Origin of the sequence: Thermofilum uzonense, assembly GCF_000993805.1 — an archaeon.
GTDB lineage: Archaea > Thermoproteota > Thermoprotei > Thermofilales > Thermofilaceae > Thermofilum > Thermofilum uzonense.
The window spans coordinates 1,318,535-1,343,845 of the sequence record NZ_CP009961.1; the positions used below are offsets into that span (position 1 = coordinate 1,318,535).

The 25,311-nt window shown below is 48.1% G+C and carries 29 protein-coding genes, 3 tRNA genes and 1 pseudogene; 16 read left to right on the forward strand and 17 right to left on the reverse strand.

Annotated features, from left to right (window positions below; all coding sequences use genetic code 11):
• Positions 1–72: 72 nt before the first annotated feature.
• Genes MA03_RS06820 through MA03_RS06830 form a run of 3 tightly spaced genes read left to right on the forward strand, consistent with a single transcriptional unit; the run spans position 73 to position 3,125 of the window.
• The gene (locus MA03_RS06820; RefSeq protein WP_052884536.1) at positions 73–1,266 is read left to right on the forward strand and encodes an FprA family A-type flavoprotein; all 1,194 of its coding nucleotides are present in this window, start codon (positions 73–75) and stop codon (positions 1,264–1,266) included.
• 33 nt (positions 1,267–1,299) lie between these two features.
• Positions 1,300–2,610: a signal recognition particle protein Srp54 gene (locus MA03_RS06825; protein ID WP_052884537.1), complete on the forward strand. Its 1,311-nt coding sequence runs from the start codon at positions 1,300–1,302 to the stop codon at positions 2,608–2,610.
• On the forward strand, positions 2,607–3,125 hold the full coding sequence (locus MA03_RS06830; RefSeq protein ID WP_191118504.1) for an RNA methyltransferase: 519 nt from the start codon (positions 2,607–2,609) through the stop codon (positions 3,123–3,125). Before MA03_RS06825 ends, MA03_RS06830 begins: the two co-directional genes overlap by 4 nt.
• Before the next feature lie 125 nt (positions 3,126–3,250).
• Here MA03_RS06830 and MA03_RS06835 read toward each other — a convergent pair whose 3' ends face one another.
• The 9 genes from MA03_RS06835 to MA03_RS06870 form a co-directional block, all read right to left on the reverse strand.
• Positions 3,251–4,252, reverse strand: a complete 1,002-nt coding sequence (locus tag MA03_RS06835) for an RNA-guided pseudouridylation complex pseudouridine synthase subunit Cbf5 (protein WP_052884938.1) — start codon at positions 4,250–4,252, stop codon at positions 3,251–3,253.
• A 53-nt stretch (positions 4,253–4,305) separates the two neighbouring features.
• The gene (locus MA03_RS06840; protein ID WP_052884539.1) at positions 4,306–4,605 is read right to left on the reverse strand and encodes a 50S ribosomal protein L14e; all 300 of its coding nucleotides are present in this window, start codon (positions 4,603–4,605) and stop codon (positions 4,306–4,308) included.
• 558 nt (positions 4,606–5,163) lie between these two features.
• Complete coding sequence (locus MA03_RS06845) at positions 5,164–5,619, reverse strand: Hsp20/alpha crystallin family protein (protein WP_052884540.1); 456 nt, start codon at positions 5,617–5,619, stop codon at positions 5,164–5,166.
• A 140-nt stretch (positions 5,620–5,759) separates the two neighbouring features.
• The gene (gene yciH / locus MA03_RS06850; RefSeq protein ID WP_052884541.1) at positions 5,760–6,047 is read right to left on the reverse strand and encodes a stress response translation initiation inhibitor YciH; all 288 of its coding nucleotides are present in this window, start codon (positions 6,045–6,047) and stop codon (positions 5,760–5,762) included.
• A gap of 151 nt (positions 6,048–6,198) precedes the next feature.
• Positions 6,199–6,357: a DNA-directed RNA polymerase subunit P gene (locus MA03_RS08775; protein ID WP_191118505.1), complete on the reverse strand. Its 159-nt coding sequence runs from the start codon at positions 6,355–6,357 to the stop codon at positions 6,199–6,201.
• 52 nt (positions 6,358–6,409) lie between these two features.
• Positions 6,410–7,297 carry a pyruvate synthase subunit PorB gene (gene porB, locus MA03_RS06855; RefSeq protein WP_052884542.1) on the reverse strand — a complete coding sequence of 296 codons (888 nt, stop codon included), beginning with the start codon at positions 7,295–7,297 and terminating at the stop codon, positions 6,410–6,412.
• A 1-nt stretch (position 7,298) separates the two neighbouring features.
• Complete coding sequence (locus MA03_RS06860) at positions 7,299–8,450, reverse strand: transketolase C-terminal domain-containing protein (protein ID WP_052884543.1); 1,152 nt, start codon at positions 8,448–8,450, stop codon at positions 7,299–7,301.
• Positions 8,447–8,701 carry a 4Fe-4S binding protein gene (locus MA03_RS06865; protein ID WP_052884544.1) on the reverse strand — a complete coding sequence of 85 codons (255 nt, stop codon included), beginning with the start codon at positions 8,699–8,701 and terminating at the stop codon, positions 8,447–8,449. The genes MA03_RS06860 and MA03_RS06865 overlap by 4 nt, the downstream gene beginning before the upstream one ends.
• Positions 8,685–9,236: a 2-oxoacid:acceptor oxidoreductase family protein gene (locus MA03_RS06870; protein WP_052884545.1), complete on the reverse strand. Its 552-nt coding sequence runs from the start codon at positions 9,234–9,236 to the stop codon at positions 8,685–8,687. Before MA03_RS06870 ends, MA03_RS06865 begins: the two co-directional genes overlap by 17 nt.
• 49 nt (positions 9,237–9,285) lie before the next feature.
• On the opposite strand from MA03_RS06870, the gene MA03_RS06875 reads away from it, so the two are divergent.
• Positions 9,286–10,632, forward strand: a complete 1,347-nt coding sequence (locus tag MA03_RS06875; RefSeq protein WP_052884546.1) for an acetyl ornithine aminotransferase family protein — start codon at positions 9,286–9,288, stop codon at positions 10,630–10,632.
• Positions 10,633–10,718: 86 nt separating this feature from the next.
• On the opposite strand, the gene MA03_RS06880 is transcribed toward MA03_RS06875, so the two are convergent.
• From MA03_RS06880 to MA03_RS06890, 3 genes are all read right to left on the reverse strand, one after another.
• Positions 10,719–12,113, reverse strand: coding sequence for a hypothetical protein (locus tag MA03_RS06880; protein WP_052884547.1), 1,395 nt, complete (start codon positions 12,111–12,113; stop codon positions 10,719–10,721).
• A gap of 67 nt (positions 12,114–12,180) precedes the next feature.
• A tRNA-Ile gene (locus tag MA03_RS06885) sits at positions 12,181–12,280 on the reverse strand.
• Between the two features lie 73 nt (positions 12,281–12,353).
• Positions 12,354–12,456: transfer RNA gene (locus MA03_RS06890), tRNA-Leu, on the reverse strand.
• Between the two features lie 490 nt (positions 12,457–12,946).
• On the opposite strand from MA03_RS06890, the pseudogene MA03_RS09090 reads away from it, so the two are divergent.
• Positions 12,947–13,075 (forward strand): annotated as a pseudogene (locus MA03_RS09090) (hypothetical protein); the annotation flags it as partial.
• A 212-nt stretch (positions 13,076–13,287) separates the two neighbouring features.
• The gene (locus tag MA03_RS06900) at positions 13,288–13,869 is read left to right on the forward strand and encodes a CBS domain-containing protein (RefSeq protein WP_219731629.1); all 582 of its coding nucleotides are present in this window, start codon (positions 13,288–13,290) and stop codon (positions 13,867–13,869) included.
• A gap of 121 nt (positions 13,870–13,990) precedes the next feature.
• Here the strand turns inward: MA03_RS06900 and MA03_RS06905 are convergent, their stop codons facing one another.
• Positions 13,991–14,383 carry a hypothetical protein gene (locus tag MA03_RS06905; RefSeq protein WP_052884550.1) on the reverse strand — a complete coding sequence of 131 codons (393 nt, stop codon included), beginning with the start codon at positions 14,381–14,383 and terminating at the stop codon, positions 13,991–13,993.
• 517 nt (positions 14,384–14,900) lie between these two features.
• Here MA03_RS06905 and MA03_RS06910 point away from each other — a divergent pair.
• A complete protein-coding gene (locus MA03_RS06910) occupies positions 14,901–16,490 on the forward strand; it encodes a PINc/VapC family ATPase (RefSeq protein ID WP_191118507.1) in 1,590 nt (529 codons plus the stop codon).
• 100 nt (positions 16,491–16,590) lie between these two features.
• A complete protein-coding gene (gene albA, locus MA03_RS06915) occupies positions 16,591–16,869 on the forward strand; it encodes a DNA-binding protein Alba (RefSeq protein WP_052884551.1) in 279 nt (92 codons plus the stop codon).
• Positions 16,870–16,891: 22 nt separating this feature from the next.
• Here the strand turns inward: albA and MA03_RS06920 are convergent, their stop codons facing one another.
• From MA03_RS06920 to MA03_RS06930, 3 genes are read right to left on the reverse strand one after another with little or no spacing between them, the layout of a single operon-like run.
• On the reverse strand, positions 16,892–17,329 hold the full coding sequence (locus MA03_RS06920; RefSeq protein WP_052884552.1) for a hypothetical protein: 438 nt from the start codon (positions 17,327–17,329) through the stop codon (positions 16,892–16,894).
• A 34-nt stretch (positions 17,330–17,363) separates the two neighbouring features.
• Positions 17,364–17,735: a hypothetical protein gene (locus MA03_RS06925; protein WP_052884553.1), complete on the reverse strand. Its 372-nt coding sequence runs from the start codon at positions 17,733–17,735 to the stop codon at positions 17,364–17,366.
• Positions 17,736–18,125 carry a hypothetical protein gene (locus MA03_RS06930; protein WP_052884554.1) on the reverse strand — a complete coding sequence of 130 codons (390 nt, stop codon included), beginning with the start codon at positions 18,123–18,125 and terminating at the stop codon, positions 17,736–17,738.
• Between the two features lie 68 nt (positions 18,126–18,193).
• Between MA03_RS06930 and MA03_RS06935 the strand changes: the two genes are divergently transcribed.
• The 5 genes from MA03_RS06935 to MA03_RS08785 all read left to right on the forward strand — a co-directional run bounded on the left by MA03_RS06935 (position 18,194) and on the right by MA03_RS08785 (position 22,997).
• Positions 18,194–19,459 (forward strand): hypothetical protein, encoded by a 1,266-nt coding sequence (locus MA03_RS06935; RefSeq protein ID WP_236944941.1) that lies wholly within the window; start codon positions 18,194–18,196, stop codon positions 19,457–19,459.
• 56 nt (positions 19,460–19,515) lie between these two features.
• Positions 19,516–20,142 (forward strand): hypothetical protein, encoded by a 627-nt coding sequence (locus MA03_RS06940; RefSeq protein ID WP_052884555.1) that lies wholly within the window; start codon positions 19,516–19,518, stop codon positions 20,140–20,142.
• A gap of 4 nt (positions 20,143–20,146) precedes the next feature.
• Positions 20,147–20,350, forward strand: a complete 204-nt coding sequence (locus MA03_RS06945) for a hypothetical protein (RefSeq protein ID WP_191118508.1) — start codon at positions 20,147–20,149, stop codon at positions 20,348–20,350.
• Positions 20,325–22,727, forward strand: coding sequence for an AAA family ATPase (locus tag MA03_RS06950; protein WP_191118509.1), 2,403 nt, complete (start codon positions 20,325–20,327; stop codon positions 22,725–22,727). The genes MA03_RS06945 and MA03_RS06950 overlap by 26 nt, the downstream gene beginning before the upstream one ends.
• Positions 22,728–22,850: 123 nt before the next feature.
• Positions 22,851–22,997: a hypothetical protein gene (locus MA03_RS08785; protein WP_191118510.1), complete on the forward strand. Its 147-nt coding sequence runs from the start codon at positions 22,851–22,853 to the stop codon at positions 22,995–22,997.
• Between the two features lie 62 nt (positions 22,998–23,059).
• Here the strand turns inward: MA03_RS08785 and MA03_RS06955 are convergent.
• Positions 23,060–23,170, reverse strand: a tRNA-Arg gene (locus tag MA03_RS06955).
• 130 nt (positions 23,171–23,300) lie between these two features.
• Between MA03_RS06955 and MA03_RS06960 the strand changes: the two genes are divergently transcribed.
• Genes MA03_RS06960 through MA03_RS06970 form a run of 3 tightly spaced genes read left to right on the forward strand, consistent with a single transcriptional unit; the run spans position 23,301 to position 25,284 of the window.
• Complete coding sequence (locus MA03_RS06960) at positions 23,301–23,852, forward strand: hypothetical protein (protein ID WP_052884558.1); 552 nt, start codon at positions 23,301–23,303, stop codon at positions 23,850–23,852.
• Positions 23,853–23,873: 21 nt separating this feature from the next.
• On the forward strand, positions 23,874–24,119 hold the full coding sequence (locus tag MA03_RS06965) for a KEOPS complex subunit Pcc1 (protein WP_052884559.1): 246 nt from the start codon (positions 23,874–23,876) through the stop codon (positions 24,117–24,119).
• Positions 24,120–24,171: 52 nt separating this feature from the next.
• Positions 24,172–25,284, forward strand: a complete 1,113-nt coding sequence (locus MA03_RS06970) for an ATPase domain-containing protein (protein ID WP_236944864.1) — start codon at positions 24,172–24,174, stop codon at positions 25,282–25,284.
• Positions 25,285–25,311: the final 27 nt, after the last annotated feature.

The following is a 25,311-nucleotide window of genomic DNA, read 5'->3' on the forward strand; positions in this document are numbered from 1 at the left end:
CCTAACACCATTTTGAAGCTAAAAGCTGGGCCAGATATAATGTTTATGTAGCCCTTAGATTAAGTTCTTCTTATGAGTGAACACATTCACGTGGACAAGGTTACACAGGATCTATATGTTCTACGCGTGGACGACACCCGTGTCAACTACTTTGAAGCCTTATGGGAGATACCTGAAAGAATATCCTATAACGCATATCTCCTTACACGCGGAAACCACGTGGTGCTTTTCGACGGCTGGAAGGCCAGATACTCCGACGAGTTTATCGAGACTATCAAGAGAGTTGTTGATCCTAGAGACATAACAGAGGTCATAGTCCACCATATGGAGCCCGACCACAGCGGAAGCATTTCAAAGCTAGCCAGTGTCAATTCAAAAGCCACCTTCTACGGTCATCCACTCGCGGGTAAAATGCTTGCTAGCTTCTACAAGGTGACGCGATTCAAGCCCCTCAGTGATGGCGCGGTTCTGGATGTTGGCACTCCTCTACGCTTCATACACACGCCATGGCTCCACTGGCCAGAAACAGCTATGAGTTATCTTGAGGAGGAGGAGGTTCTGCTCACTTGTGATGCTTTCGGAAGCTATGGCCTAATGCCCCTATACGACGACTCTATAGATGGCAAACTCTTGGAGAAGGAGATAAGAAGGTACTTTGTAACGGTGATAGGACACTACACCGCTTTTGTCCCCAAAGCCATATCGAAGCTGAATACTCTTGGGGTGAGACCTAAGATTATAGCTCCGGGACACGGAACAATCATCCGAAGTCACATAGACCGAGTTATATCTATTTACAGTGAGATAGCAGAGGGCAAGTACAAGGACAAGGCCACGATAGTTTACGTCTCGATGTATGGGAATGTGGAAAACGTAATCACCGGGGTCAAGGAAAATCTCGAAAAACACGGCCTACAAGTCGAAGCTTACGGCTTCACTGATGAGAAACGGGCTAAAATCTCCGACGTCCTAGAGAGCCTCACTGACTCCAAGATTGCTGTGATAGGCGGCGCTACCTACGAGGCAGACGTTCAGCCTCTCATGAAATGGATAGTAGACGTTATAGTAGAGAAACTCTCCTATAGGAAGAACTTGAAGTTCCTCATACTATCTCCATACGCATGGAGCGGTGTGGCTGGTAAAAAACTCGCCGAGATCCTTAAAAGTGCTGGGTTCACGATTGTTGAAACGGTGGAATGGGAGGGTGCAGCCGGTGCAGAACTATTCGAAAGGCTACAGAATATTATTGGGCGATTAGCTATATAATATCGTTTAATTGTTTCTCCTGGAGGTCTGTTCATGGAGAGTTTGCGGGCAAGCCTCTTGGGCGTTGTTGAAAAGATTAGAAACTCCGTACTTCTCGACACAAGGGATGTAGACGCTATTATACGAGATCTTCAACGTGTATTGTTAAAGGCCGATGTAGACGTTAAGCTGGTCTTTGACCTATCCGAGAGGATTAAAAAGAGGTTCTTCTCACAGGAGATCCCCTCGGGGTTCTCTAAGAGGGATGTTTTAATAAAAATCCTCTACGAAGAACTTGTAACCTTACTTGGAGGGGAAAACACTACACCCTACGTTGTGCCTAAAACTCCATACACAATCATGCTTGTCGGAATCGAGGGTTCAGGAAAGACTACAACGGCAGCTAAGCTTGCCAAGTATTTCAAGGAGCAAGGTTACAGGGTAGGCTTGATCGCAGCTGACACGTACAGGCCAGGAGCCCATGACCAGTTAAAACAGCTTGCCGAAAAAATAGGCGTTTATTTCTATGGGAACCCGCACTCGAAGACCCCCCTCGCGATAGTCGAGGAAGGAGTTAAGGAGTTGACCTCGAAGAATGTTCAGATCCTCATAATCGACACGGCTGGCAGGCATAAAGACGAAGAAGCCCTAATGAGGGAAGTTGTTGAAATCCATGAGTCATTAAAACCCGACGATGTCATGTTGATTATCGATGCTACTCTTGGGAAGGAGGTCTCGCGTCAGGCTGCAGCCTTTCACGAGCGTATACCTCTTGGACACGTCATTATTACAAAACTGGACGGCTCTGCCCGTGGTGGTGGAGCTCTTTCAGCCGTAGCGGCAACGGGTGCGAGGATAGCCTTTATTGGAACAGGCGAGAAGCTTGAAGATCTCGAACCGTTTGTGCCCCAGAAGTTTGTTGCACGTCTCCTAGGAATGCCTGACCTGGAGGCCCTAATCAAGAGGTTTCAGGCAGTTGAAGCTGTGGAGAGGGAGAGAGCAAAACTAATAGCCTCAGGAAAAATTACTCTATTAGATCTTAAAGAACAACTTTTAGAGGTCAGGAAGCTTGGCCCTCTATCGAAAGTTTTAGAGATGTTAGGAGGTTCATCATTACCCTTAAAGGGGTCGATCGAGGGTAGTGAGGAAGAATTCGATAAGTGGATAGCGATCATGAATTCTATGACGCAAGAAGAGCTCTTGAAGCCCGAGATAATAGATAGGTCCCGTATGATGCGAATCGCTAGAGGGTCTGGGACAAGCGTTAGGGATGTCAGGAAGCTTCTTGACTCGTATCACCAGATGAGGAAGCTAGTCAGACAGCTCTACCGCTCTAGAAGACGTATCCCTGGGTTGAACCTTTGAAACGCAGGTTTATAGTAGTAATGGGTTCACAAGACCTCTCATCACGAAGACCACTTCTTACAAGGATAATCTCATCGTCTTTTTATCTCTCTCACGGTATAAGACGCGATGTAACCCTCGAGTTCTACTTGTGGGACGCGAAGCGGAGAATTGTGTTTCAAGGGGGCAGCCTCAAACATGTGCACGTGGACGAGGCTTCCCTTATTGGAATCATAAGAAAAATCGAGGCCAGGATCCCCGTAGCTTCAAGGAAAATAAAAATTCATGACGGTATAACTCTCGAAGGCAGTGTAGAGTTTGGCGACGAGCCTGGCTTTATTATTGATGAGCATGGAACCCCGCTGGAACTGGTAATATCAAAAATTACGGGAAGCCCTGTCTTTATTATACCGCTGCATAATACGCTTCCTAACGATGTAAGAGAAAACCAGAGGGTTAAAGTTACTTCTAAGCCTAAACAACCAGATGTAGTGATAGCAATACTAAATATGAAGCTTGATCGCTTATACCTGTAGAACACCCGATATTCAATGCCAGGGTCAAAACATTGATTAAAAGTCTCAGAGTCTTCCTTTCCGTGAAGTCTAAGAATATAAGTAATAAAGCTTCTAAGAAAATATCCAAAAGAGCGAGTGCGGTCTCATTTCCATGCCTTAGGATAAGTGCCAGGATCCATAACTACATGCTTTACATCGATCGCAATCCCACTCTTCGCAGACATCATCTGTTCAGTCGTCATTCTACTTCTGCCAACAGCTACAAGCTCGTTTTTCAATGTAAGAATAGCTACCTCGTCTCCTACACGTATATTATTCTCGAGTTTAACTATTCCAGGCACGGCTAATGGAGCTCCATGACAGACAGCATCAACAGCTGTATCACGAATCCAGACCTTCGGCAAGTTTTGTATCGATTCCTCTACGGGTAGAAAGACTCGTCTCAAGTATTCTTCTATGCCGTGAGACTTCCATATTAAGTATGAGTCCACCACGTCATGCAGAGTAGCGAGCCCGCTCTCCTCTGTAAGAGAACCGGATCTTATGCGTCTTAGTTCCTGCATATGTGCACCAACACCTAGAACCTCTCCTATATCATGGCAGAGCTTGCGCATATAAGTTCCAGCTTCGCACCACACATGAAGAAGCACGTTCCGGCCCTGGATTTCAAGAAGTCTTATCCCGAAGATTTTTCTGACCCGTAGATTTCTCTTCACCGCTGATCTAAGCGGCGGTCTCTGATAGATCGACCCGGTAAACATGGATACAGTTCTCTCGACCTTCTCACGGTCAACGTCCCCGTGGAGTCTCATCACACAGATATACTCTTTATCCTCGTGTAACAGAACTGGGAGCACCCTAACAGCGTTGTTAAGCGTTATAGGCAAAATACCTGAGACTTTGGGATCGAGCGTCCCAGCATGTGCAACTCGATCAATCCCGAGGACACGTCTAAGCCATGCAACAATCTCATGGCTGTTTGGACCCACAGGCTTGTCGAGATTTATGACAGAGTATTTGAGAAGAACCTCTACTGGACGCTTGTCAGGCGGAAAACCATAGCTTGGATCCGTCTCAGAGTCAGCCCTGATAAGGACTTCGCGTCGCGGTGACCCTCGTAAATATTTGGGGTGCAGGCTCTGCAAGTCCACCTAGCCTCTGTTTATACAAGAGAGAGTGAGGGTTTAAAAAGGGTTAGCTATGAGAAAACAGGAGCAATCACTGGCTGTACTTTCTCACGCATAAACTCTATCAGTCCAGCCTTCTCAAGAGCCGTGAGAACCTCCTCGTCACTAGCTCCCTTGTTTATGATTATCTTGTTTTGGAGGGGCTCTAGATGCTTCACGTTTACACGTCTTCTCTTAACGCCTGTAATATTCTTTGGACCTGTAACTACTACGAAGTTCTCGTCGATTATGTCCACGACTACGCACTTTCTTCCCGCCTCACGTCCAGCTGTCTTCACGCATATCCTACCGACGTCGAAAACCTTCGGCATATCGATTCCTCACCCCTTCACTAAAACCAAGACTTTAAAAATTTTCGCCTCTACAAGCCAGGCTAGACAACCCACCCCTGAGGTTTACAGAGTAATCATTATTTATCTTCGCTATTTATTGAATAATTATTAGACGTTGGTTTGAGGGTTAATGTGGTAGCTTCCCAAGCCAAGGCTAGGGAGTGGGAGAATGATCTTCCTATTCCTCGAGGAAGTATTCAACCCTGCTCCTGTGCTCTTTTAACCCCCTGAGCACTGCATCCACGCTGTCAAGCGCTACCCTGTCGTATGGCAGAATGCCAGCATACCCCCTGAAAGCTTCGATGCGTGTGCAAGACTTGGGGCCTAGAGATAAACGCTGACATCAATGCCTGCTTGAACATAACCAGAAGAGTGGGATACAACTCGCTCAAACCAACGTGAATCGGGACCTACATCCCACACAGCGGAGTCGTATCACCCGTCAAGAAAAAAGCAAAATACAGCCACCAGGAGCCAGAGAATAACCTCAAGAGAGTGTTGACCCGGGAGCCGGTCCCAGTGCCGCGGGACGGGTGGCTATTCCAGCTTGACTTCTACTTCGCGCTCCGCTCCGCTCTTAGGCAGTATAACTACTAGGACTCCGTCTTCCAGCCTTGCTCGTGCCTGTTCAGGCCTTACCTTTACGGGTAGGATTATCTTCTTGTATATTTGCTTGTATAGCCTTTGCCTTTGGACATACTTCCTTTCGCCTTCTTCCTTTACTCTTTCCTCGGCTTTCTCAGCTATCACCTCAAGGGAGTCTTCAGTTACCCTTATCCGTATCTCATTCCTCTTGAAGCCTGGCACGTCCAAGTAGACTGCAATGCTCTCACCTCTGTCCTCTATATCGTAGAGGGGGTCATACACTCGAAGCTTTTCTGGGTACAGTGAAGAATATTTCGCCCAGATATTTCGAAGTGTCTCGTTGAGCTCTTTCTGAACCTTAGCCATAGCCTCGGCTAGCTCCTCGGCAATACGTGTGGGATCACTCACAGTTTATAGATTTGTTGAACATGTATAAATAGATTAGTTGAATTACCGCGACCATTTTTAGTTATATAGGTCATTGGAAAACAATTAAGTTGAGAATGTGTAAGAGCAGTGAAAAAGAAAAATAAAATGTTCAAAAGAAACTACTCGACTAAAATGTTGCTTTCAGGGAAGCCGTGAGCTATCAGGTACTCTTTAACTTTGTCTCTGTGATCGCCTTGTAGCTCCACGTGGTCGTCCTTTATGGTGCCGCCGCATGCAAGCTTTGATTTTAGCTCTGATACCATTTTCCTCAACTCTGGATCCTTTGTGTCAAGCCCTGTTATAATGGTCACATCTCTGTGACCCTTCCTTTTCTCAACCCTTATCTTTATTACTTGTTGCTCCTTGAAGACGCCCTTTAATATATTATCAAGTATCTCGGCGCTCATTTCGACCCTGTTTGCACTAACTCCTTAGATTTTCACCCTTTTATTTTTTATGGTGGAAAACCAGCTTTTATTAAACGATCCTTCTTATAGTGTAATGTATCCACGCCGCCCTGTGCCACTAGGGCGGGCTCCCGGTTACCCCTCTTAGGGGTTATATCGCCTTGACGCGTTTAGGTATTGGAGGCCGCGTCTTCTCCACTATTCTAAACCCGCAGTAAGGGCATCTGAAGCCAGGCAGCATCAAGACTTCTTCACGTGTAAATTCTCTCCCACATTGTAGACACTTGTAGGGTTTCTCGCCAGAACTCATAGCTTTAGAGAAGGGAAAGACAAACCTATATAGTTTTCTACGCCGGTCTGCGTCACTGTTTTACTAGAGAGGCTATCTCTTCCCAGCGTTGATCGACGCTAGACTGTATTGCCTCTATATCCTCCTTACTTAGGTGTGAAAACCGACCCTGGAGCTTTAGATACTCTTCTACGGGCCGTCTATTCCTCTTCTCTATTAATCTTACACTTGGACCAGTGAGTCGAAAAACGCCGTTCTCCACCTCGTATAAAATCCAAATTCCGGTTTCTACAGCTAACCTCGCGATCTTCACTGTTAGAGCCGGGTCATACCTCCACCCAGGAGGGCATGGTGAGAAGGCGTGGATGTATTTAAGGCCATGCATATTGGACGCTTTCTTCAGCTTTGCCGCAATGTCGTTCGGGTAGGCTGGGTTGATGGTCGCGACATAAGGAATCCCGTGCGCCGCCATTATCGAGGGAACGTCTTTCTTGTGTCCAGGATTGCCCGTTGGGGTCGTGGTGGTCCATGCTTTATACGGGGTAGAACCCGACTTCTGAATCCCCGTATTCATGTATGCCTCGTTATCATAGCATATATAGATGATATTGTTTCCACGCTCTGCTGCACCGCTTAGAGCTTGAAGTCCTATGTCAACAGTCCCGCCGTCACCAGCCCAGACGACCACGTTGCCTTTTTTTCCGAGCTTCTCGAGAGCCTCAGACATCCCCGATGCCGCTGCAGCGCTGGCTGCAAAGGCGATGTGTAGAACAGGCACCTTGAAGGCGCTGCGCGGATGAGGCCCCGCTATCACTGAGGTACAACATGCAGGTATTACTAAGTATGTGTCGGGTCCTAGAGTCTTCAAGACATGTCGTAGCAAAAGGGTAGCTCCACAACCCGGACAGGCCGCGTGTCCCTTCAACAGGTACTCTTCGCGGGGAAAAACCTTATGCGCCATCCTATCTCACCCACCAGAAAGTTCTCTCTCCACCGGACGCCACCATCCTATATATCGATACTATGTCGCTGCTTTTAACGTCAACCCCGCCAACACCGAGCACTACATCAAAGACTTTCTGGTCACCGCCACTGAGATTAATAGCGGACGACACGTCAGCGCCCAGTGGACTGAAGGAGCCAAATACAGAGGATCTAGCTAAGACAATTACTCTCTTTGCCCCTTCAAGGGCCCTTGAGACCGCCTTATAGGGGAAAGGCCTATAGAGCCAGAGCTTCATAACACCTGTCTTAACACCCTCGCTCCGTAGCTCCTCAACCGCTTTAAGAACCTCGCCGTAAATAGAACCTTGAACCACAAAGATTGTATCCGCGTCCTCACAATGTCTGCATTCAAAAAAGGAGTATTGTCGACCCGATACTATAGAAAAGTGTTTGAGTGCTGCCTCGATTACTCCGAGAGCCCGTTCACTTGCCTTCCTCATCTCGTGTCTTATGCGTATATACTCCTCAGGATAAGCTAGGTTTCCGAGACTCGCAGGATCCTGAGCATCCAGCGGTGGCTTCCAGGAGCCCTTGGCGGGGAGGAATCCCTTTACCTTAGATTTTTCTACGAGTTCTACAGGCTCATATGTATGTGAAACCTCAAAGGCATCCCATCCCACCACGGTTGGCAGGAGCACACTCGTATCCTCTGCAACGCGATACGATAGAAGTGTAAAGTCGTATACCTCCTGGGCAGAGGAAGCCACGAGCATGTTCCATCCGCTGTCCCTGAGTGCATAGAAGTCTGTGTGCTCGCTCCATATGCTCCAAGGGGGACCCAACGCACGCATAACAACCCCCATAACAATCGGAAGCCTCGCGCCTGAAGCCCACCATATAACCTCGTACATATAAAAGAGCCCCTGTGAAGAAGTAGCGGTATACGTTCTGGCGCCGACGCCTGCCGCGCCTATAAGTGCTGCCATCGCGCTGTGCTCAGACTCAACACGCACGAATTTGGCGTTGAGCTCCCCACCGTCTATAAAGTCTGCAATCTTCTCTATCACGGGAGTCTGGGGCGTGATAGGATAAGCTGAAATCACATCGGGTTCAGCATCACGAACCGCGTAAGCCGCAGCATAGTTCCCAGTCAAGAGAAGCCTACTCATACCTCCCTCACCATGCTTATTGCCTTCATCGGACACTCAGCTGCACAGACCCCGCACCCCTTACAGTACTCATAGTCTATCTCGACCCCTTTATCGGTGATCTCGATTACCCCGTCAGGGCAGTAGAGCCAGCATATCCCGCAGAGAGTGCACTTTGACTGATCCACGACCGGCCTCTCGGTTCTCCAGGTTCCAGCAGGTACGGCACCCACGACGGGCTTGCTTAGAAGAATTTCAACACGATTTGACATGTTCCCATCCCCTCTTGACAGCCTCAATGTTCTTATCAACATGCGCCTTGATAAGTTGTTTCACCGCTTCCTCTAATTCCGTTTTACCAACGAGCCCGCTAGCCCTGGCTACCGCACCTAGCATTGGCATGTTTACTAGAGCAAACCCCGCAACCTTTAAACCCAGGTCTTCGGCTATCCCGACAGCGTCTAACATATAGGTCTTAAAGTCCCCGGGGATCTCGGGGCACTTGGTCCCGGATGCGATGATAGTGCCTCCCGGCTTAGCGATCTTTTCAAGCTTATAGGACATGAGCAGTGAAGGATCCATAACTGCGACTATATCACCTTGCTCTACTCGTGATCTAGAATAAATAGTACTGCTCGATATCTTATTGTATGCAAATACTGGCGCTCCACGTCTCTCAGCACCGAAGAAGGGTATCGCAAGCGCGTACAACCCCCTGTTGAGAGCGGCCTGGGCCAGCAGCATTGCAGCTGTTACAGCCCCTTGTCCTCCTCTCCCAAGCCATACTACATCAACTGATACATTCATTTCAAATCCATTACTAAATTAATGTGGAAGAGTTTATATTTTATTGTTTATGCTTAAATCTGTGTCAAAGCCTGAAATTAAAACCCTTCCTCCGGGACCAAAATCCAAGTCCATTATCGAGAAAGATCAAGAGCTGATAATGCAGAGCTTCGCACGCTGGTATCCGTTCGTCGCTAAAAGAGGTTATGGTGTCTGGCTTGAAGACCCCGACGGTAACAAATACCTTGACTTTAACTCGGGAATAGGCGTAAACAATACTGGACACGCTCACCCAAAGGTAATAGAGGCTATAAAGCGTCAGGCCGAGCTACTTCTCCACTACTCGCTTACCGACTTCTTATATGAGACGCCTGTGCAACTAGCAGAAAAACTAGTAAAGATCACACCGGGGACCTTCCCGAAAAAAGTCTTCTATACGAACAGCGGAGCCGAGTCAATCGAAGCTGCAATAAAGGTTGCTAGAGGACACTTCAAAGGATCCCGCCCCTACATCATTGCCTTCTCAGGCTCATTCCATGGCAGGACAATGGGGGCACTCTCACTGACCGCCAGCAAGCCAGTACAGAGAAAAGGCTTCAGCCCCCTCGTCCCAAACGTAGTACACGTTCCCTACCCCTACTGCTACAGGTGCCCCTTCAGGCAAAAATATCCCGACTGCAACATGTGGTGCGTAGACTTCATAGAGGAATGGGTTTTGAAGAAATACGTCCCGCCAGAGGAGGTTGCTGCTATAGCTTTCGAGCCGATAGCCGGTGAGGGGGGATACATAGTCCCACCCCCTGACTTCTTCAAGAGGCTTAAAAAACTCGCCGACAAGTACGGGATACTACTCATTGACGACGAGGTTCAGGCAGGCATCGGCCGCACAGGAAAATGGTTTGCGATAGAGCACTGGGGCGTAGAGCCAGACCTCATAGCCATCGCTAAAGGCATAGCATCTGGACTCCCACTAGGCGCCCTCGTAGGCAAACGGGAAATAATGGACCTCCCTCCAGGAACCCATGCCAGTACGTTCGGAGGAAACCCTGTAAGTTGTGCAGCAGCGATAGCCACACTGGAGGTAATCGAGCAGGAACGCCTCCTGGAAAATGCCCAGAAAGTCGGCGAGCACGCTATGAAGAGGCTAAACGAGATGAAAGAAGAGATCCCATCCATAGGCGACGTCAGAGGTAAAGGCTTGATGATAGGCGTTGAGCTCGTTAAGCCGGACGGCTCGCCGAACCCCGAGCTCCTTAAAAACACGCTAGACATCGCCTTCAAGTCAGGGCTACTCGTCATAGGGTCAGGTCTAAGCACGATTAGAATCGCCCCGCCACTCGTAATAACACGTGAGGAAATGGACGTGGGCCTAGAAATCCTGAAGGCCTCCCTGAAAAAAGCACTCGAGCAAACCTAGACCCATTAATACATATCAACAATTCTCGACAATCTAATGGTTGTAACTCCCCGAGCGATCGAGGACACCGTAAAAAATTCACCAGTTTAAGACTCGCTTACTGCTCTCAGTTCCGTCGTATCCGCCCGGAAGTATATCGTGTGCTCGCCAGAGCTAGCAGTATCCAAGATACCAAGAGAAGGTATATAGAGGTATGCGTTAGCGTTGATCGTCACCTTGAAGTATAAGAGGGACTGGGCCTCCATAGTCGTGAGGGCCGCCATATAATATTGCTGTCCTGATCCGTCATAACTCGTAAGCCCCCACTTCCACCACGCTCTACTAGGGACGTACCCGTCATAGAACGCGCTGTAGCTACTTGAAAGATATGACTCGTAGGTTACGTTGGGATTAACATTTTGGGTGTAAGTAATGGCTCCACCCCATGGGTATGAGATCGTCACGCTGATCTGCCCATCCTGCCCAGGCCCCCCTGGCTCCGCACGGTTTATCCTTTGACTGGGCCAGAGATAGGTTTGAGAGTCAAAAGTAACAGTATTCGGAAACCATGCTAGAGGGACCTTGACTGGAGGGCTATATCCGTTCAAGGTCAATTCCCGATGATAATATAACATAAATATCCACTGGTATGTGTGCCATGTCGGGTCGTACGAGTTGCTGCCCCAGCCCGCGTCAATCTCAAAGTCGGTGTATCCCACTGTAGAGCCGGAAGACCTACCGGTGACATCGTAAGATTTGCTCGTATATTTTCCGATGTAGACCCAGGTAGGACTCACCTGTAAGAGCGGGACACTTATACGCGTGACAGCGTTTTCCAGCGACTCCGGTCTCACCCCACGGGGAGGCCCGCCTATATCCTCCATGATTGAAACGAGTGCCCTGGGAAGCATCTCCCTCGAGGGCAGCTCGGCCGCAACATAGTCCACGACAAACTTGCCGCTCGGCGACCTCTTCGCGCCGAGAAAAATCACGCTGCAGCCACAACCAGGGACAAGATAGCCCTCCCTCTCGACCAACGGCAAGAACGCAAACGGGTCGCTAGGCCTCCCCTTCTCTCCGAGCCTCACAGGCTTAACAATGCGCGAGAAGAGGGTCGTCAAAGCGTCTTGCCGGGGCTCGGCTACAGCGAGAACCCTGGACGAGTTTAAAAGAGATAATATGAACCCCGGCTCCTCTGAAATTCTCGGCAGAGCATCCCAGCCGATGATCACCAAGTCATAGCCTCTCGCCTCCCCAGCCCTCGATACTGAAAGGACTGCAAGCGTCTTAGGCTTCAACGCGACGCTAACATAACGGGCAAATTCCTGATCCTCGCTAATCACAGCCACCCTAGCATCCAACTGTACAGGCGACTGAGCTACAGCCTGCCCATACACCGGGGGCTCCTGGAGAATGCTCCGAGAGAAAACAACTACCAGTATTAATACCGCAAGAAAAGAGAAAACAACGGCGAGTTTTTTAAGTGAAAACACAAACACCATTTTCTATTCCATAATACAATACTATCTCCTGATATATATCGTCACCCCAAAAATCGTAACCCTAAAGTGGGCCGGCCGGGACTTGAACCCGGGACCCCCCGGTCTCCAAACAGGCCGATTGAGCCTGTTTATGAGCCGGGTGCTCTACCTGGCTGAGCTACCGGCCCCCTCAAAGCAACTTACAATCTAGACTCATAAACTTTTCTTCGAAGATGCAGCTTCACAGTAAAAGCGATAAAGCGCCCCGGCCGGGACTTGAACCCGGGCAGGCCGACGCCAGCGGATTTCTAATTTTTCATCTCAGGATCTTAAGTCCGCCCCCTTTGTCCTAGCTCGGGCACCCCCGCCAGTGTTGATAATTTAGTAATAAGGGTAAAATATTTTTCTAGGCTATAGACCGCGAGGAGCATAATAATTTTCACTACAAACTCAGAGCACTTTTCTATGAGGCCCCAGGCAGACCGAAGCCATTCCCACCCTCTATAATCTCGGGTAGACCCCTGGTATGTCTTCTCCGCCTCCTATTCCTCGAGGAGGATTTCAATCCTGCTTCGGAGTTCTTCTAGCTCTCTGAGCATCGCGTCCATGCTGTTGAGCGTCTTCCTGTATTCTGGGAGGATGCCCGCGTAGATTCTTAGAGGGGCTATGCGTGTGCGTCGAATGTTTACCTCCTCGACCGCCTCCGTCAGGGCGTACCACGCCCTCCCCGCGTGGTCAACCTGCCAGGCCTGCATAGCCCTGGACTCCCCCGGGTGTAGGTTGAGGCCACCGGCAAGGGACAACGCCCGGCTGTAAGCCTCCAAGGCCTCTACAAGTGCCCCCGGTGCGGCCTCGAGATCAACGCGGACATAAACGCATGCTTGAACATTGCCAGGAAGGCAGGATACACCCCGCCAACACCAAGCAAGATCGAGACCTACATCCCAACACACCAAGGCGTCGCAGCCGCCACCGAGAAGTAAGATACAACAACCAGGAGTAAAACAATAACCCCTCAGAGGGGTAACCGGGAGCCCGCCCTAGTGACGCAGGGTGGGCTTGCAAGAGTATCTTGAATCGGGCAAATAGATTGCTTACGCCGTTAAGGTTTTCTCATGGATGTGAAAGTGGAAGAAAACTCTTTGCTCCCTAAAGCGTAATGCATATCAGTCATTACTTTAATCATTTTTACGGTATGCCCATACCTACACCAGAGGAGCTTCGAATGTTAAGGATTAAAGCGGGCCTAACGCAGAGCGAGGTAGCAAGACGGGCAGGAGTGAGTCAGAGCCTCATCGCTAGGATCGAGGCTGGTAAAGTTAACCCTCGTGTATCAACGTTGATACGGATTTATTCTGCCTTGAAGAGCTTCGTCGAGGACGAATTAACCGCGTGCGACGTCATGAGTTATCCGGTCGTCTTTGTTAAGCCTCAGACGAGCCTCGTAGAGGCGGCAAAGATAATGTGGGAAAAAGGGTTTAGTCAGCTCCCCGTCATGCGGGACGAGAATAGCGAAAACGTCGGGACCTTGTTTGACGATGACATATTGACGGCATTCATGCATGAAGGAGACAGGGCTCCTCAATTGACTGTAGCTGATGTTATGTCGGATCCCCTCCCTATAGTACCTTGCGGGACCAAAGTGAGAATTATTGCGCGTATGCTTGGGAAGGGCATACCGGCGGTTCTTGTAGAGCAAGAGATGCGTGTGGTCGGAATCATTACAAAGAGCGATATAGCTAAGCTCCTATTACCCGAGTACTCCCGGAAGACCTAACACAATGTAATTCAATCAAGGAAGGGGGCTGTACATTCTCATCGCAAAAGGCTTACGATTCCCTCTAAATATTTTCCCGTGATCCAGGTCCCGTAGCGAGCCACTACGGGGACCTTGCGACCTACACATCCCTAACCATCAAGCTCTTTATCCTGTAACGCGTGTTCGGTTTGGTCCCGCGCTTTACAAGCCTACCTTCAGATACCAAACGCGTAACGTATGTGGATACGGCTGTGATTTTAAGATCCGGGATCTGCCGCGAGGCGAGATTATACACGTCTTTAAGCGAAAACCAGGTCCCGTCGCCGAAGTTTTCAACGATGATGCGCCATATCTTATCCTTGATAGACTCCTCGTCAGGATCTGGGGACGCGATCAAGGATGTTTCTTTAAGGGACTTCAACGCGGAGACGAGCTGGAGTATCTTAGCTTCGTCTAGTTCGCCTCCTTCGATAGACAGAGTGACTTTTTCCCCTGAGGGCAGAGTGTCCTCGATTTTGATCTTAGGCGCCATTAATCCCTGTTAAAGTATTTGTTATTGAGCTATATAACTTAAACCCTTACAATTATACGGTACAGGTAGAAGATGTATAAAAACAAAAACGGCTTTTTATCCTTTTTTCATTACTAACTCCAATATTTATGGTAAACAGAAAATATTTCTGTGTTTATAATGTTACTACAGTGATTTAACCAACTCTTCCACTTGCTCCAGTGGAAATCAAGGGGTTATTTAAACCCCCGTTCAACACCCCACCATTAACGTTTATAACTGTATAATATCCTCTGAACTTGTATAACCTTCTCAGACCCCTTGATTTCTTGTGGAACATGTGGAATAAAGCTCAAGCTGTAAACATCTTTATACACAACTTGATTTTCGCCTCATAAAAGCTATTTCCAGTAGAAACTGAGGGGTGGCATTCTTCCTGTAAAAGTCTACGAGAATTGACGGTAGATCATTGACCCTGGATCGAGGTTGTGCGAAACCTTTAAAAATCGATTAGTGTAGCTGGAATCGAGTAAAAGTAATGAGTATAGACGAGAAGATATACATACCTGATACTTCCGCTATATTAAGCGGGGTTCTACGGGAAGCCCTTAAAGAGGGCACGGTAGCTGGGCGTATCATCCTGCATGTAAGCCTCATTAACTATTTTGAGGAGCTTGCGCGGAAGGGTGCGAGTAGTGGACTCTCTGGTTTAAGGGAGCTTAGCCTGCTACGCGAGACTATTGAGTCAATGCAGGAGCTTGTGGAGCTTGAATATGCATACGATATGCCGCAGGCCCTGAGGGGGGTTCGTGAAGCTAACCCTGATATAATTTCGCGTCTTGTAGCGTATGAGCACGGGGGGATCTTGGTAACATGCGATGATGTCTCAGCTAAGGCAGCTAGGGCGCTTGGCATCGAGGTTCTCTACATTCCGACAAGAGGTCGTGACAAGTTCATACTCGAAGAGCTTTTCGACCATGATATAATGTCGGTTCACTTGAAGGAGGGGGCACGACCCTATGCAAAGAAGGGGGTACCTGGCAAGTGGAGCTTTGTTGAGCTACGCGAGGAGCCGCTAACTCGAGAGGAGCTCGAAGACTATGTGAGGCAGATCTTTGAGAGAGTTAGGAATGAGAGCCAGACAGGGTTCATCGAGTATGAAGGCGTCGGTGTCGTGATAATACAGCTGGACACCTATCGAATCGTCATAACAAAGCCACCTTTCTCGGATGGCATAGAGATAACCGCGGTCAGGCCGGTAGCCAAGTTAAGACTTGAAGACTACAACCTTCCGAAAAAACTCATTGACAGACTTGAGAAGCAAGCCGAGGGCATTCTTGTCGCGGGCGCGCCCGGTATGGGTAAAACGACCTTCGCGCAGGCCCTGGCCGAGTACTATCACAGGAAGGGTAAAGTCGTCAAGACCATAGAGTCCCCTAGAGACATGCACCTGCCACCAGAAATCACACAGTACTCGAAGTCACACGCGACATCCGAGGAAATACATGACGTTTTGCTTCTATCGAGGCCCGACTACACTTTCTACGACGAAATGAGGGACACTCGGGACTTTCAGATCTACGCAGATTTAAGGCTTGCAGGCGTAGGTATGGTTGGAGTAGTTCACGCTACGAGTCCAATAGACGCGGTACAGAGGTTCATAGGCAGAGTCGAGCTCGGCATGATACCCTCGATAGTTGACACTGTAATCTACATAAAGAACGGACAGGTCGAGAAAGTCTACTCGCTCGAGACCGTGGTAAAGATACCACATGGCTTAAAGGAAGAGGACCTAGCGCGACCTGTAGTCGTTGTCAGGGACTTTATGACGGGAGACCCCGAGTACGAGCTTTATGTCTTCGGCGAGAGGACCTTCGTGGTTCCCGTCAGGCGGGGACCAGCGAGGGTGAGCGTGGAGGACTATAAGATGAGGTCAGCGCTTGAAAGGACGCTGAGCAAGATGCTTGGAGACGGGGGCTTCGAGGTAACCGTTGATCCCAACACGTCTATGGTTGTGATTCAAGTATCCGCCGAGTACTACAACTACCTCACTGGCAAGCCGCGCAGGAAGCTTGAGAGAATAGTTAGGAGGTACGGCTACGGTCTAGAGCTTAAACCTTCATTTTAGAGCCCCGAGTCTTGGTCCCGTAGGAAGGTCTATCTCACAGGTATGCGTAACCTTTATTAGGCCAACCAATATAATGCGTTTCGCTAAAACGGTGAAATAAATGAGCGCAGCAGAAGGAAGCGTACTGATAGGGAACAAAAACGTAATGAACTACGTCTTAGCAACAGTAATTCAATTCAACCAAGGAGCGAAAAGGGTTTCAATCAAGGCTAGAGGCCGTGCAATCTCCCGCGCAGTAGACGTTGCCGAGATCGTTAAGAGCAGATTCCTCAAGGGCGAAGTCGACGTTGAGACAATCAAGATTGGAAGTGAGCAGGTCGGCGAGGCTGACAAGAAGCGAACAATCTCTACAATAGAGATCGTGCTAGCGAGGAAATAATCGCTAGCCCTGTTTTCTTTTCTTAGACTTTTTCAAGTATTTTCTCAATAAGTCTATCCAACCGTTTACTCTCAGCGAGAACTCTCTGACTCTCCTCCAGGACTCTTGAAAGCATTGAACGGAGCAGGGGGTTTAAGCTTCCAGCTTGAATCTTTCTAAGTTTCTCGACACTCGCCTCGAGATCGGTTACTCGAGCGATATACCCATAAACAACCCTCGTTACCTCGTCACGTTGAAAGAATTGATACAGTTGAAGTTTTGATCCTAGGTCCCGGAGCGAGAATTCAAGCTGTAAAAGTAGGAGGTACGTTGCAGCAGCCCTCTCAGGCGTGGCCTCCTCGCCATCCTCTAAAAGCTTAATACTCGAACTGAAGGCCTTTGCAATACCACTGAATATTAGATATGAGTAGATCAGATTCCCGCTTGGTAAAACGCGGGGCCGACTCTCTTGTTTATCCATCCTTAATTAGATTTTGAGATATTTATAAGACGGATTACCCGAGTAGTGGGATAATTTTCTGCAGTAAGGGAGTGTCAGGCTGAATGTTTATTATGGGAAGCGCCATGAAACCAGGCCGCGTCCCCTTTGACACTTCAACCGTTTCGCCGGCTTCATCGGACTTAAACAATACGTAATTTCCTTGCAGTTCTCTGTCAAACTCAATGTAATAGAACATTGGGAGGCCGTATAGCTTGTAGTAGTCACGGAATACTATGAAGATCCCGTAGTAGTGTTTTGAGGCAGCAGTGAAGTGTACAATATATGTCACGTGGCCAAGTGCGCTTGTACTGCCCGCTAGCCTGGCTAGATCGTTAAGCGTGGAGAGCTTTACAGGTATCATCGTCTCAATATCTTTGTCAGGCATCTAGCCTTCACCGGCCCGAACAGTAATTGAGAGTGTTATCGTGTCGTTTGTTTTAAGCGTTGATAATGCCTCAAGCCCCTCGGTTATCTCGCCAGCCTTATAGAAGCGGAACCTCGCTTCTGGGGGGCGACTCAAGACTATGGCAAGCGAGCCAGCCGCGGGAGCCAGTAGTATATCGCCTGGCTTGAAGTCAGTGTATATGCTGCCCTCGTTTACCAGTTTTAATGGTAGGTTTATTATAAGGTAGCCGCTCATCGCGATAACGCTTGTGAGAGTCTTGCCGAGTTTTTTAATCGCGTCGAAGTTGAGGGGTACAAGTTGTCTACGTATTTCTCCTCTAGCGATGGTTGAGCCGAACTTTTTTATCTCTATCTCTAATACTTCGCTCACGGGCTTTTGTGGAACACGTATTTATTTAAGCGTTTATAGTGGGTAAGGCTAGGGTGACTGTTTTGTCGGTGGCGACGTATAAACAAAGGTATGCTTACGGTGAGGACTACGGTACAAGCCAGTTCAAGTTCGGTCCCATTGGAGAAAAACCGATTGTTATAGAGAACCGTGGGCTCTTCCTAGGCGAATCCAGGACACTATTAAAAATTTATGGAATCGAGAAGGAAGTCGTCGTAGGTCCCGACGTCGTAAAGTATCTTGGAAGCATAGAGGATGTCTCACGCCACCTTGTCTACCCGATGCGCGACGGGCTAATAGACAAGAATGATGGACGCTCTTGGAGAATTATAGAGGAGCTCACGAGGTATGGCTTTCTAGTTTCAAGACCCCAGACACGCGACTTCGACGGCTTTTATGTGACAGCCGCGCTCAGCGCGATTGCGCCGGACTACATGTATGAACGACTATTCGAGATACATGCAAAGATCGATAAGGAGGAGCGCAGCGTAAAAGCTGTAACTGTAATCCCTCAGCCCCTTGCGGTAGCGATCGCAGAGAAGTCTGTCACATGTGTTGTTGTTGAGAGTGGACACGGGAATACTCAAATCACGCCGATATCAGCCTACCCTATTCGAAACGCCATCGTGGCTCTTAACCGTGGCGGAGCCGAGGCCGATGCCATAGCTGCGGAGATATTGAAGGATCTAGGCTTCGGCGACAGGGTTCGTGAAGAAAAATTTGTTCGATTGTTTAAGGAGGCGGTCGGCCTCGTGCCCAGAAACCTTGACGCGGCTATAAAGGCTGCCCGGCAGAACCCCGAGAGATTTGCTGTGGCCTTCAAGATACCCGGGACAACTATTGAGGTAAACCTTGAGAGGAATGGCTGGATGAGATTTCTAATTGGAGAGGTTATCTTCAACCCAGAACACGAGGTCTTTGAAAGCTACTATAAGAGGGGGATGCCCAGGCCAAGGGACACTGTGATGGGAGAATTCGTGGTGCGTGGGACACTCCCATTAGTGAATGCGATACAAGAGGCTTTAAGCAGGGTGTCCATAGAGCTTCTCCCCAGGCTGTACAATGACATCATACTCAGTGGGGGTAATTTCTCATGGAGGGTGCCTAAAGGGCTGGAAGATGTAGCTGTTGACAGTGCTGAGAAAATCAGGCTTGGGCTTGCAGAGCTAGGGATAGACTCAAGGGTTCACATCGTAGCTGACCCGCTGTACTCGGTATGGAAGGGTGCCATAGTTTACAGCATAGCGCTCCCCGAGGACGTTGAGTGGGACTGGAGGAGTCGTGAGGGGTGGTATAAGCGTGGGGTTCACTACTAAAGGGGGTTGTACGAAATTCTTTTAGGTTATATCGTGTTCATGTATTGTAATCGATAATGGGGGTTGAGTCGAAAGAGGCTACTCTTAGCCGTGAAGACTTGATGTATGTTGATTATATTAAAAAGTTCATAGTAGATGTGAAGAGGGGTAGAGTGGACAGGGTTTCTGCACGTGACAATACTATCGAGATAATTGGCGTAGACTCGACGGGGGCTCGCCTCGCCGTACGTCTGATATCTTCTAGAATTCCGATAAGTTACGTAAACACCGAGGTAACACATGAAGCTCATGAAGCAGAGGAGATTGACGCAGACTACGTTTATCTCGCGATACCCTCCAAGAAGCTCATATACATAGCGAAACGCACACGTGAAATTCTCAAGGAGAAAGGCGTTGGGCTTATAGAGGTCTATGCTCATGGAGACACTGTCGAAGTAATGTCTTCAAGCTTGAGAATCCAGAAGCCTGTTCAACCTAAAAGCCCCGTCGTTGAAAGGATCATACAGCCGAGACTCTCAGAGGAGGTGCGGTTACCTGCTAATCCGAGCTCAGAGCGTCCAGAGATGCCTTCAGAGAACATAGCCAGGCCTTCTACGGTTGATTCTGAGGAGAAGATACCGGATTTCGTCAAGGACAATCCGTGGCTGAGTGTTTTGAGTAGGCGTAGAGCAGGCGGTGGTTGAAGCAATGTCTGTCAGGCATATGGGTAAGGGATTAGAGGAGAGCATTCGAGAGGAGTTAAAGGAATTGCTTGGCGACGATCAGGAGGCTTTAAGCATCGCTTTAAGCTTGCTTGAAAGATATGTTCAGGAGGGGTCAAGAGGCGTACGAAGACGAATAGCCGAGCTTTTAGAGGCTGGGAACATTGAAAGCGAAGCTACGGAGGCTTGAAGTCAACTGTTTCAGAGGATTTAGAAGTCAAAGGATGTTTGAATTTCCCGACGGTGTAACCGTTGTCGTAGGTCCCGTGGGATCCGGGAAGTCTAGCATACTTTCCGCAATTCAGTTCGCATTATATGGTTTCGACTTTAACACCGCAATGAATCTCTATCAGCGCGAGAGCCTTATAAACGTTGAATGTGAGAGAGCCGAGGTTCAGCTAACCCTTGAGGTTCCAGGGGATGGATTGTACCAGGTAGGTAGGAGCCTTGATAGAAGCGGGGGCAGGCTACGCGAAACAGTATTTCTAAAAACACCCCAAGGTGATGTTGTAAACGGATCAGTGGAAGTTGAAGCAATAATCGAGGAGCTTCTAGGGCTAGACTTTCAGGAGTTTATACGTTCCGTTTCGCTTGGATATGTTCTCGTGCATATGTTGGCCTATGGGCGTCAGGCCTCAAGGAGTAGGGCCCTCGACATTCTTCTAGGGATTAGATCCATAAGGGCTTTCTACGAGTCCCTCAATCCCAGAAGGATTAAGAAAGAAGTTGATGAGCTACGCAGAAATCTTGAAGACCTGAGAAGAGAGTACAGTGAGACAGAGGAAAATTACTCTCGTGTCAAAACAAGGAAACGAGAGCTTGAATCAAAGAAAAGTGAGCTTCAAAAACGGCTATCCGACATTCAGGGTCAGCTTAAACAACTTGAGGAGCCTGTAAGAAACTATTTAGACCTAAGCCGTAAAATCGAGGACAATAAAAACTACGCTAACAGGCTCAGAGAGAAAATCAAACACTCACCCTCTGAACTAGACCCCTACAGGATAATGGAAGAAGTGGAGTATGTCAAACGTGAGTTGCGGGACGTTTTCGAGAAGCTCGTGGTTTCACAGGATTACTTCAATACTCTCGAAAAAGTACAGGTTTCGAGTGAAAATCTCCACCAAACAGTTGCATTACTGGAAAAGCTGCTGGACGATGCTTGGAGGAGGTATGACAGGGTCTGGGAGGCTTTCCAGAGCTCGGTTAACGAGCTCGAGCAGAGGAGAGGCGAGCTGAGAGGATTGGAAAAACTGCTTGTCGAGCTCGAGCCGATTATATCCGAGTACGAGGAGGCTGAGGAGAGGCTACAAGAGCTGGAAGCTAAGTATGGGACACAAGAAAAGCTGGAGAAAGAGTTTAAGAAAATTGAGGAGGAACTTCGCGAAAATATGAAAAAACTACAACAGCTGAAGAGCATCCAGCAGCTTAAACAGTCCCTGGCCGAGAGTGCCCTACGCCGGACTAGCGTAACCTGTCCAGTTTGTGGCTCCCAAATTGATTCCTCGATTATAGACGAGTTAAGGAGCGAGTTAAGCCAAATCGCAAAACAAGTACTAGATTACGAGAAGAAAATACAGGAAAACGAGAAAAGGCTCAAAGAGCTACGCGCTCTACTTGAGGATATAAGAGGGCTAAAAGTCACACTTGTTAGCCGTGAGCCCGACTATGACAGGTATAGAGATTTTATTCAGAGGAAAGAGGATCTAGAAGAGGAGATAAGAGAGGACGAGTTAGTGATAAAAGGCAAAGAACACGAATATAGGAGTATCTCCGCCGTCCTGACGAGTTTAGATGAAAAGATAGGTGATCTAAAAAGAAAATTAAACGAGTATTCATTAAGCCTCGAGATTCTGAAGACCGAGAAGGAAATTGCTGAGCTTGAAGAACAAAGGAAAGAGTTAGAACCCTACTTTACCCAGTACACGAAACTGAAAGAAGAGGAAAAACAGGCAACCGACGCATTAACAAAAGTCGAGGCAGAGCTCAGCGCGCTGGAAGAATCTTACGTTGAACAGCACCTCGAAGAACTTAGCAGGGAAATCTCCGGACTCGAATCCAAGATATCAAACCTTGAAAACCTTTACGTCAAGCTAGAAAAAGTGAGAAACACTGTTAGACAAATTCTCGATAAGCAACGGCGCGAAAAGATTGAAGCTCTGAACAGGAGAATAAATGAAATTATAAGAAAAGTTTACCCATCGGAGAGTATCCGCTCCGTAGAGCTGGAAATAATTGAAAAATACACTAGAAAGGGGGCTCCACCGGCAAGCTACTATGACATATATGTGAATACAGGTAGTGGTAGATACAAGTTTAACGAGCTGTTAAGCGACGGTCAGAAAACAATAGTAATACTCTCAGTACTCCTCGCTATATACTCGCAGACCAGACACAAAGCTGGATTCATAATGCTAGACGAACCACTACCTAACGTTGACGATGAGATAAAGCTGGCTTTCCTTACAACCCTCGCCGAGAGTGAGGACATACCACAGGTCATAGTTACGACGCAGGCTGAAGAGCTGACAACCAAGGTATCAGGTATAAACATTATAAGGCTTAGATAGCACCCTCAGGTTTTTAAACTCGAATTTAAAGTATGGATGGGATGATGAAGATACTTATTATGCGATGTATGAGCGTGCGAGCAGCCACTGACTCAAACCTCAAATACTCAGAGGTGATTGTTAATGACACGCTGGATTCTGAAGTGTGAAAGCTGCGGGAATGAAAAAATACTGGATGTGGGCTTCAACCTTTACGAGTTTAAAAAGATATACATCTATTGTCCTAAGTGCAAGTCAAACACTTTTCACAGTATAGTGAGACATGATTAACCTTGCAACCAGCGCTTATGTTTCTCAAAATTTATGTTCAAAACACGAAGCTAGAATATGAGCGGGCCCGCCGGGATTTGAACCCGGGACCTGCGGCTGGCTTCGCGCCAGCACATAGAACTGCGGCGCTCCTAGAGCGTGGCCGCCGCGCTTCCTGACTGCGCTACGGGCCCTCGTGAAGCTTAGGTGGGGGGTAAGATAAATTTTTCTCGTTACAAGGAGTATGCTAAGGTTGAAACGAGGGTAGAGTAATGATAAGTACATATAAGGATTTACAAAGAACCTGATTTAGAGTGACTCTTTGTGATTCTAGTTACAACGACTCGACATGCAACTCCACCCGTAAGGAGGCTTGCAAAGGAGCTAGCATGGGTACTAGGATACGCAAGGAGGATAAACAGGGGTAAAATGAGCATGAATGAGGTAGCTCTACTAGCACAAAGCATGAGAGCGTCGCGTGTAATTATTGTAGGTCGCGGGCTTCACGGAAACCCGGCGGGTGTTTCATTCCTTAAGATCAGCGATGACGGGACCAGCGAACAGATTCTAAGTTTAAGACTTAGAGGAGTGGTTTTCTCTCGAGTGAGTAACAGACCTAAAACTCCTGAGACAAAGTTACCAGTGGTTTCCATAGGCTCAAGCGAAGAGTACGGAGAGGACATTGCGTTAGCATTCGACACAGTATACCTGGGCAGATACTCGCTGGAAGACTTGAGGAGCTTCACATCTTACTCGCGTGTAATTGCAGTGGAAAGAGTGGAATCTAAAGGCATTACATTGGTTTTAAAGTTCCTGGAGATGGGGGAGCCTATCGGGCCGAAGCTCCTGGTGAGAAAGATAAAAACTTATTTTTAACGAATTTCGCGAGGATTGGATATGAAGCACCACGCATATAAGGGGTGCATATACGTTTATGGCGATGACTCGCTCGTCAACGTTTTCAAGGCATTACAGCCAGAAACACTTGGGACTAGAAGGTATAAGTCGAAATCTTCTGTAGAATACGAGGGGGAAATGCTTCAGGTGTGTATAGAAGCTGAACGTCTCTCCTCTTTTAGAGCGGCCTTCAACACTTTTCTAAGGCTTTTATCGATGATAGTCGAATTAGAAACGCCAGATTGAAAAACATACATATATATTCTAGGTTTTCTAAAAACTAGAACAGTGATTTAGCGTGGCGAATGGGCTGAGAAAGCCGAGAACATGTAATAATTGCCCGCTATATATAGCCTCAAGGTCATACTGTCTCAAGCTAAAAACACAGGTTCCGGATCCACTACACCCTCCGTGCCTCTTTGGAGACACTCAAGCACCTCAGCCCCCCGTTCCTGAAGCAACGGCTGAACCCACATCGACACCGGTCGCAATTCCGGTTGCTAATTCTCCAGTCGAACAGGTAGCCTATGCCACACCTGTAGCCAGAGCAGAGCCCGAGGAGCCAGTGGAAGACTACTATAATCCCTCTCCGGAATACACAGGATACGAGACAGGATCCCTGGTCTCGAATACAGGGCTCATGACACGCCGACTAGATCTTTTCGCACCGACCGGCGTACCGGGTCTCGACGAGATCCTCGCAGGAGGTTTCCTCCGAGGTAAAACGTACCTCGTAGCTGGTGAAGCAGGCTGTGGAAAAACGATCCTCTCAGTCCAGTTTCTAATACATGGCGCTCTTCAGGGCGAGCCCGGACTATACATAGCTATTGACGAGCCTACAAATCAGCTTTTAAGGGGGCTTAGGCTCTTCGGCTGGGATTTAGGCGACCTGATATCCTCGCGTAAGTTAATGTTCCTAGATATGAGAACACACTTTAGCAAGATATACATGCGTGAAGAAAGGAAACATATTGAACCTCGTTACATAATCGAGCAAATACTCAACGCCGCAAAAAGGATAAATGCGAAGAGGCTCGTTATAGACCCCATTGCGCCCCTAGTATACGGAGGCAGGGAGGAGGACGTTCTCTACGCTAGAGAGTTTCTAAGAGAAATGGTTTTTGCGATCGAGAAGACTGGAGAACTTACAACCGTAATGACGAGTGAAATACCCACCGGCAGCTCCAAGCTGAGCAGATTCGGGGTAGAAGAGTTTCTAGCATCTGGAATAATTGTCCTTGGAATCGAGGAGATATACGGTAACGTTGAGCGTATAATGTATATAAGGAAGGCCAGATGGGCCCCAGTAAAACCAAGCAAGTACGTCTTCGACATTGTATCGGGCAAAGGAATAGTTATAAGAGAACCGCTCAGCGAATATCTCAAAAGAGTCACGAGGGCCCGAGCCTAGTCAAGATTTTTTAAAACAACCAAGAAT

Coding starts and splice junctions, on each gene's coding strand:
- MA03_RS06940 (WP_052884555.1), top strand. CDS start 19,516: ATGGGGGTTGAGTCGAAAGAGGCTACTCTTAGCCGTGAAGACTTGATG.
- MA03_RS06865 (WP_052884544.1), bottom strand. CDS start 8,701: ATGTCAAATCGTGTTGAAATTCTTCTAAGCAAGCCCGTCGTGGGTGCC.
- MA03_RS06880 (WP_052884547.1), bottom strand. CDS start 12,113: ATGGTGTTTGTGTTTTCACTTAAAAAACTCGCCGTTGTTTTCTCTTTT.
- MA03_RS06840 (WP_052884539.1), bottom strand. CDS start 4,605: ATGCCGAAGGTTTTCGACGTCGGTAGGATATGCGTGAAGACAGCTGGA.
- MA03_RS06905 (WP_052884550.1), bottom strand. CDS start 14,383: ATGGCGCCTAAGATCAAAATCGAGGACACTCTGCCCTCAGGGGAAAAA.
- MA03_RS08775 (WP_191118505.1), bottom strand. CDS start 6,357: ATGAGTTCTGGCGAGAAACCCTACAAGTGTCTACAATGTGGGAGAGAA.
- MA03_RS06945 (WP_191118508.1), top strand. CDS start 20,147: ATGTCTGTCAGGCATATGGGTAAGGGATTAGAGGAGAGCATTCGAGAG.
- albA (WP_052884551.1), top strand. CDS start 16,591: ATGAGCGCAGCAGAAGGAAGCGTACTGATAGGGAACAAAAACGTAATG.
- yciH (WP_052884541.1), bottom strand. CDS start 6,047: ATGAGCGCCGAGATACTTGATAATATATTAAAGGGCGTCTTCAAGGAG.
- MA03_RS06920 (WP_052884552.1), bottom strand. CDS start 17,329: ATGGATAAACAAGAGAGTCGGCCCCGCGTTTTACCAAGCGGGAATCTG.
- MA03_RS06900 (WP_219731629.1), top strand. CDS start 13,288: ATGCCCATACCTACACCAGAGGAGCTTCGAATGTTAAGGATTAAAGCG.
- MA03_RS06825 (WP_052884537.1), top strand. CDS start 1,300: ATGGAGAGTTTGCGGGCAAGCCTCTTGGGCGTTGTTGAAAAGATTAGA.
- MA03_RS08785 (WP_191118510.1), top strand. CDS start 22,851: ATGACACGCTGGATTCTGAAGTGTGAAAGCTGCGGGAATGAAAAAATA.
- porB (WP_052884542.1), bottom strand. CDS start 7,297: ATGGCGCATAAGGTTTTTCCCCGCGAAGAGTACCTGTTGAAGGGACAC.
- MA03_RS06910 (WP_191118507.1), top strand. CDS start 14,901: ATGAGTATAGACGAGAAGATATACATACCTGATACTTCCGCTATATTA.
- MA03_RS06965 (WP_052884559.1), top strand. CDS start 23,874: ATGAAGCACCACGCATATAAGGGGTGCATATACGTTTATGGCGATGAC.
- MA03_RS06860 (WP_052884543.1), bottom strand. CDS start 8,450: ATGAGTAGGCTTCTCTTGACTGGGAACTATGCTGCGGCTTACGCGGTT.
- MA03_RS06925 (WP_052884553.1), bottom strand. CDS start 17,735: ATGCCTGACAAAGATATTGAGACGATGATACCTGTAAAGCTCTCCACG.
- MA03_RS06875 (WP_052884546.1), top strand. CDS start 9,286: ATGCTTAAATCTGTGTCAAAGCCTGAAATTAAAACCCTTCCTCCGGGA.
- MA03_RS06870 (WP_052884545.1), bottom strand. CDS start 9,236: ATGAATGTATCAGTTGATGTAGTATGGCTTGGGAGAGGAGGACAAGGG.
- MA03_RS06820 (WP_052884536.1), top strand. CDS start 73: ATGAGTGAACACATTCACGTGGACAAGGTTACACAGGATCTATATGTT.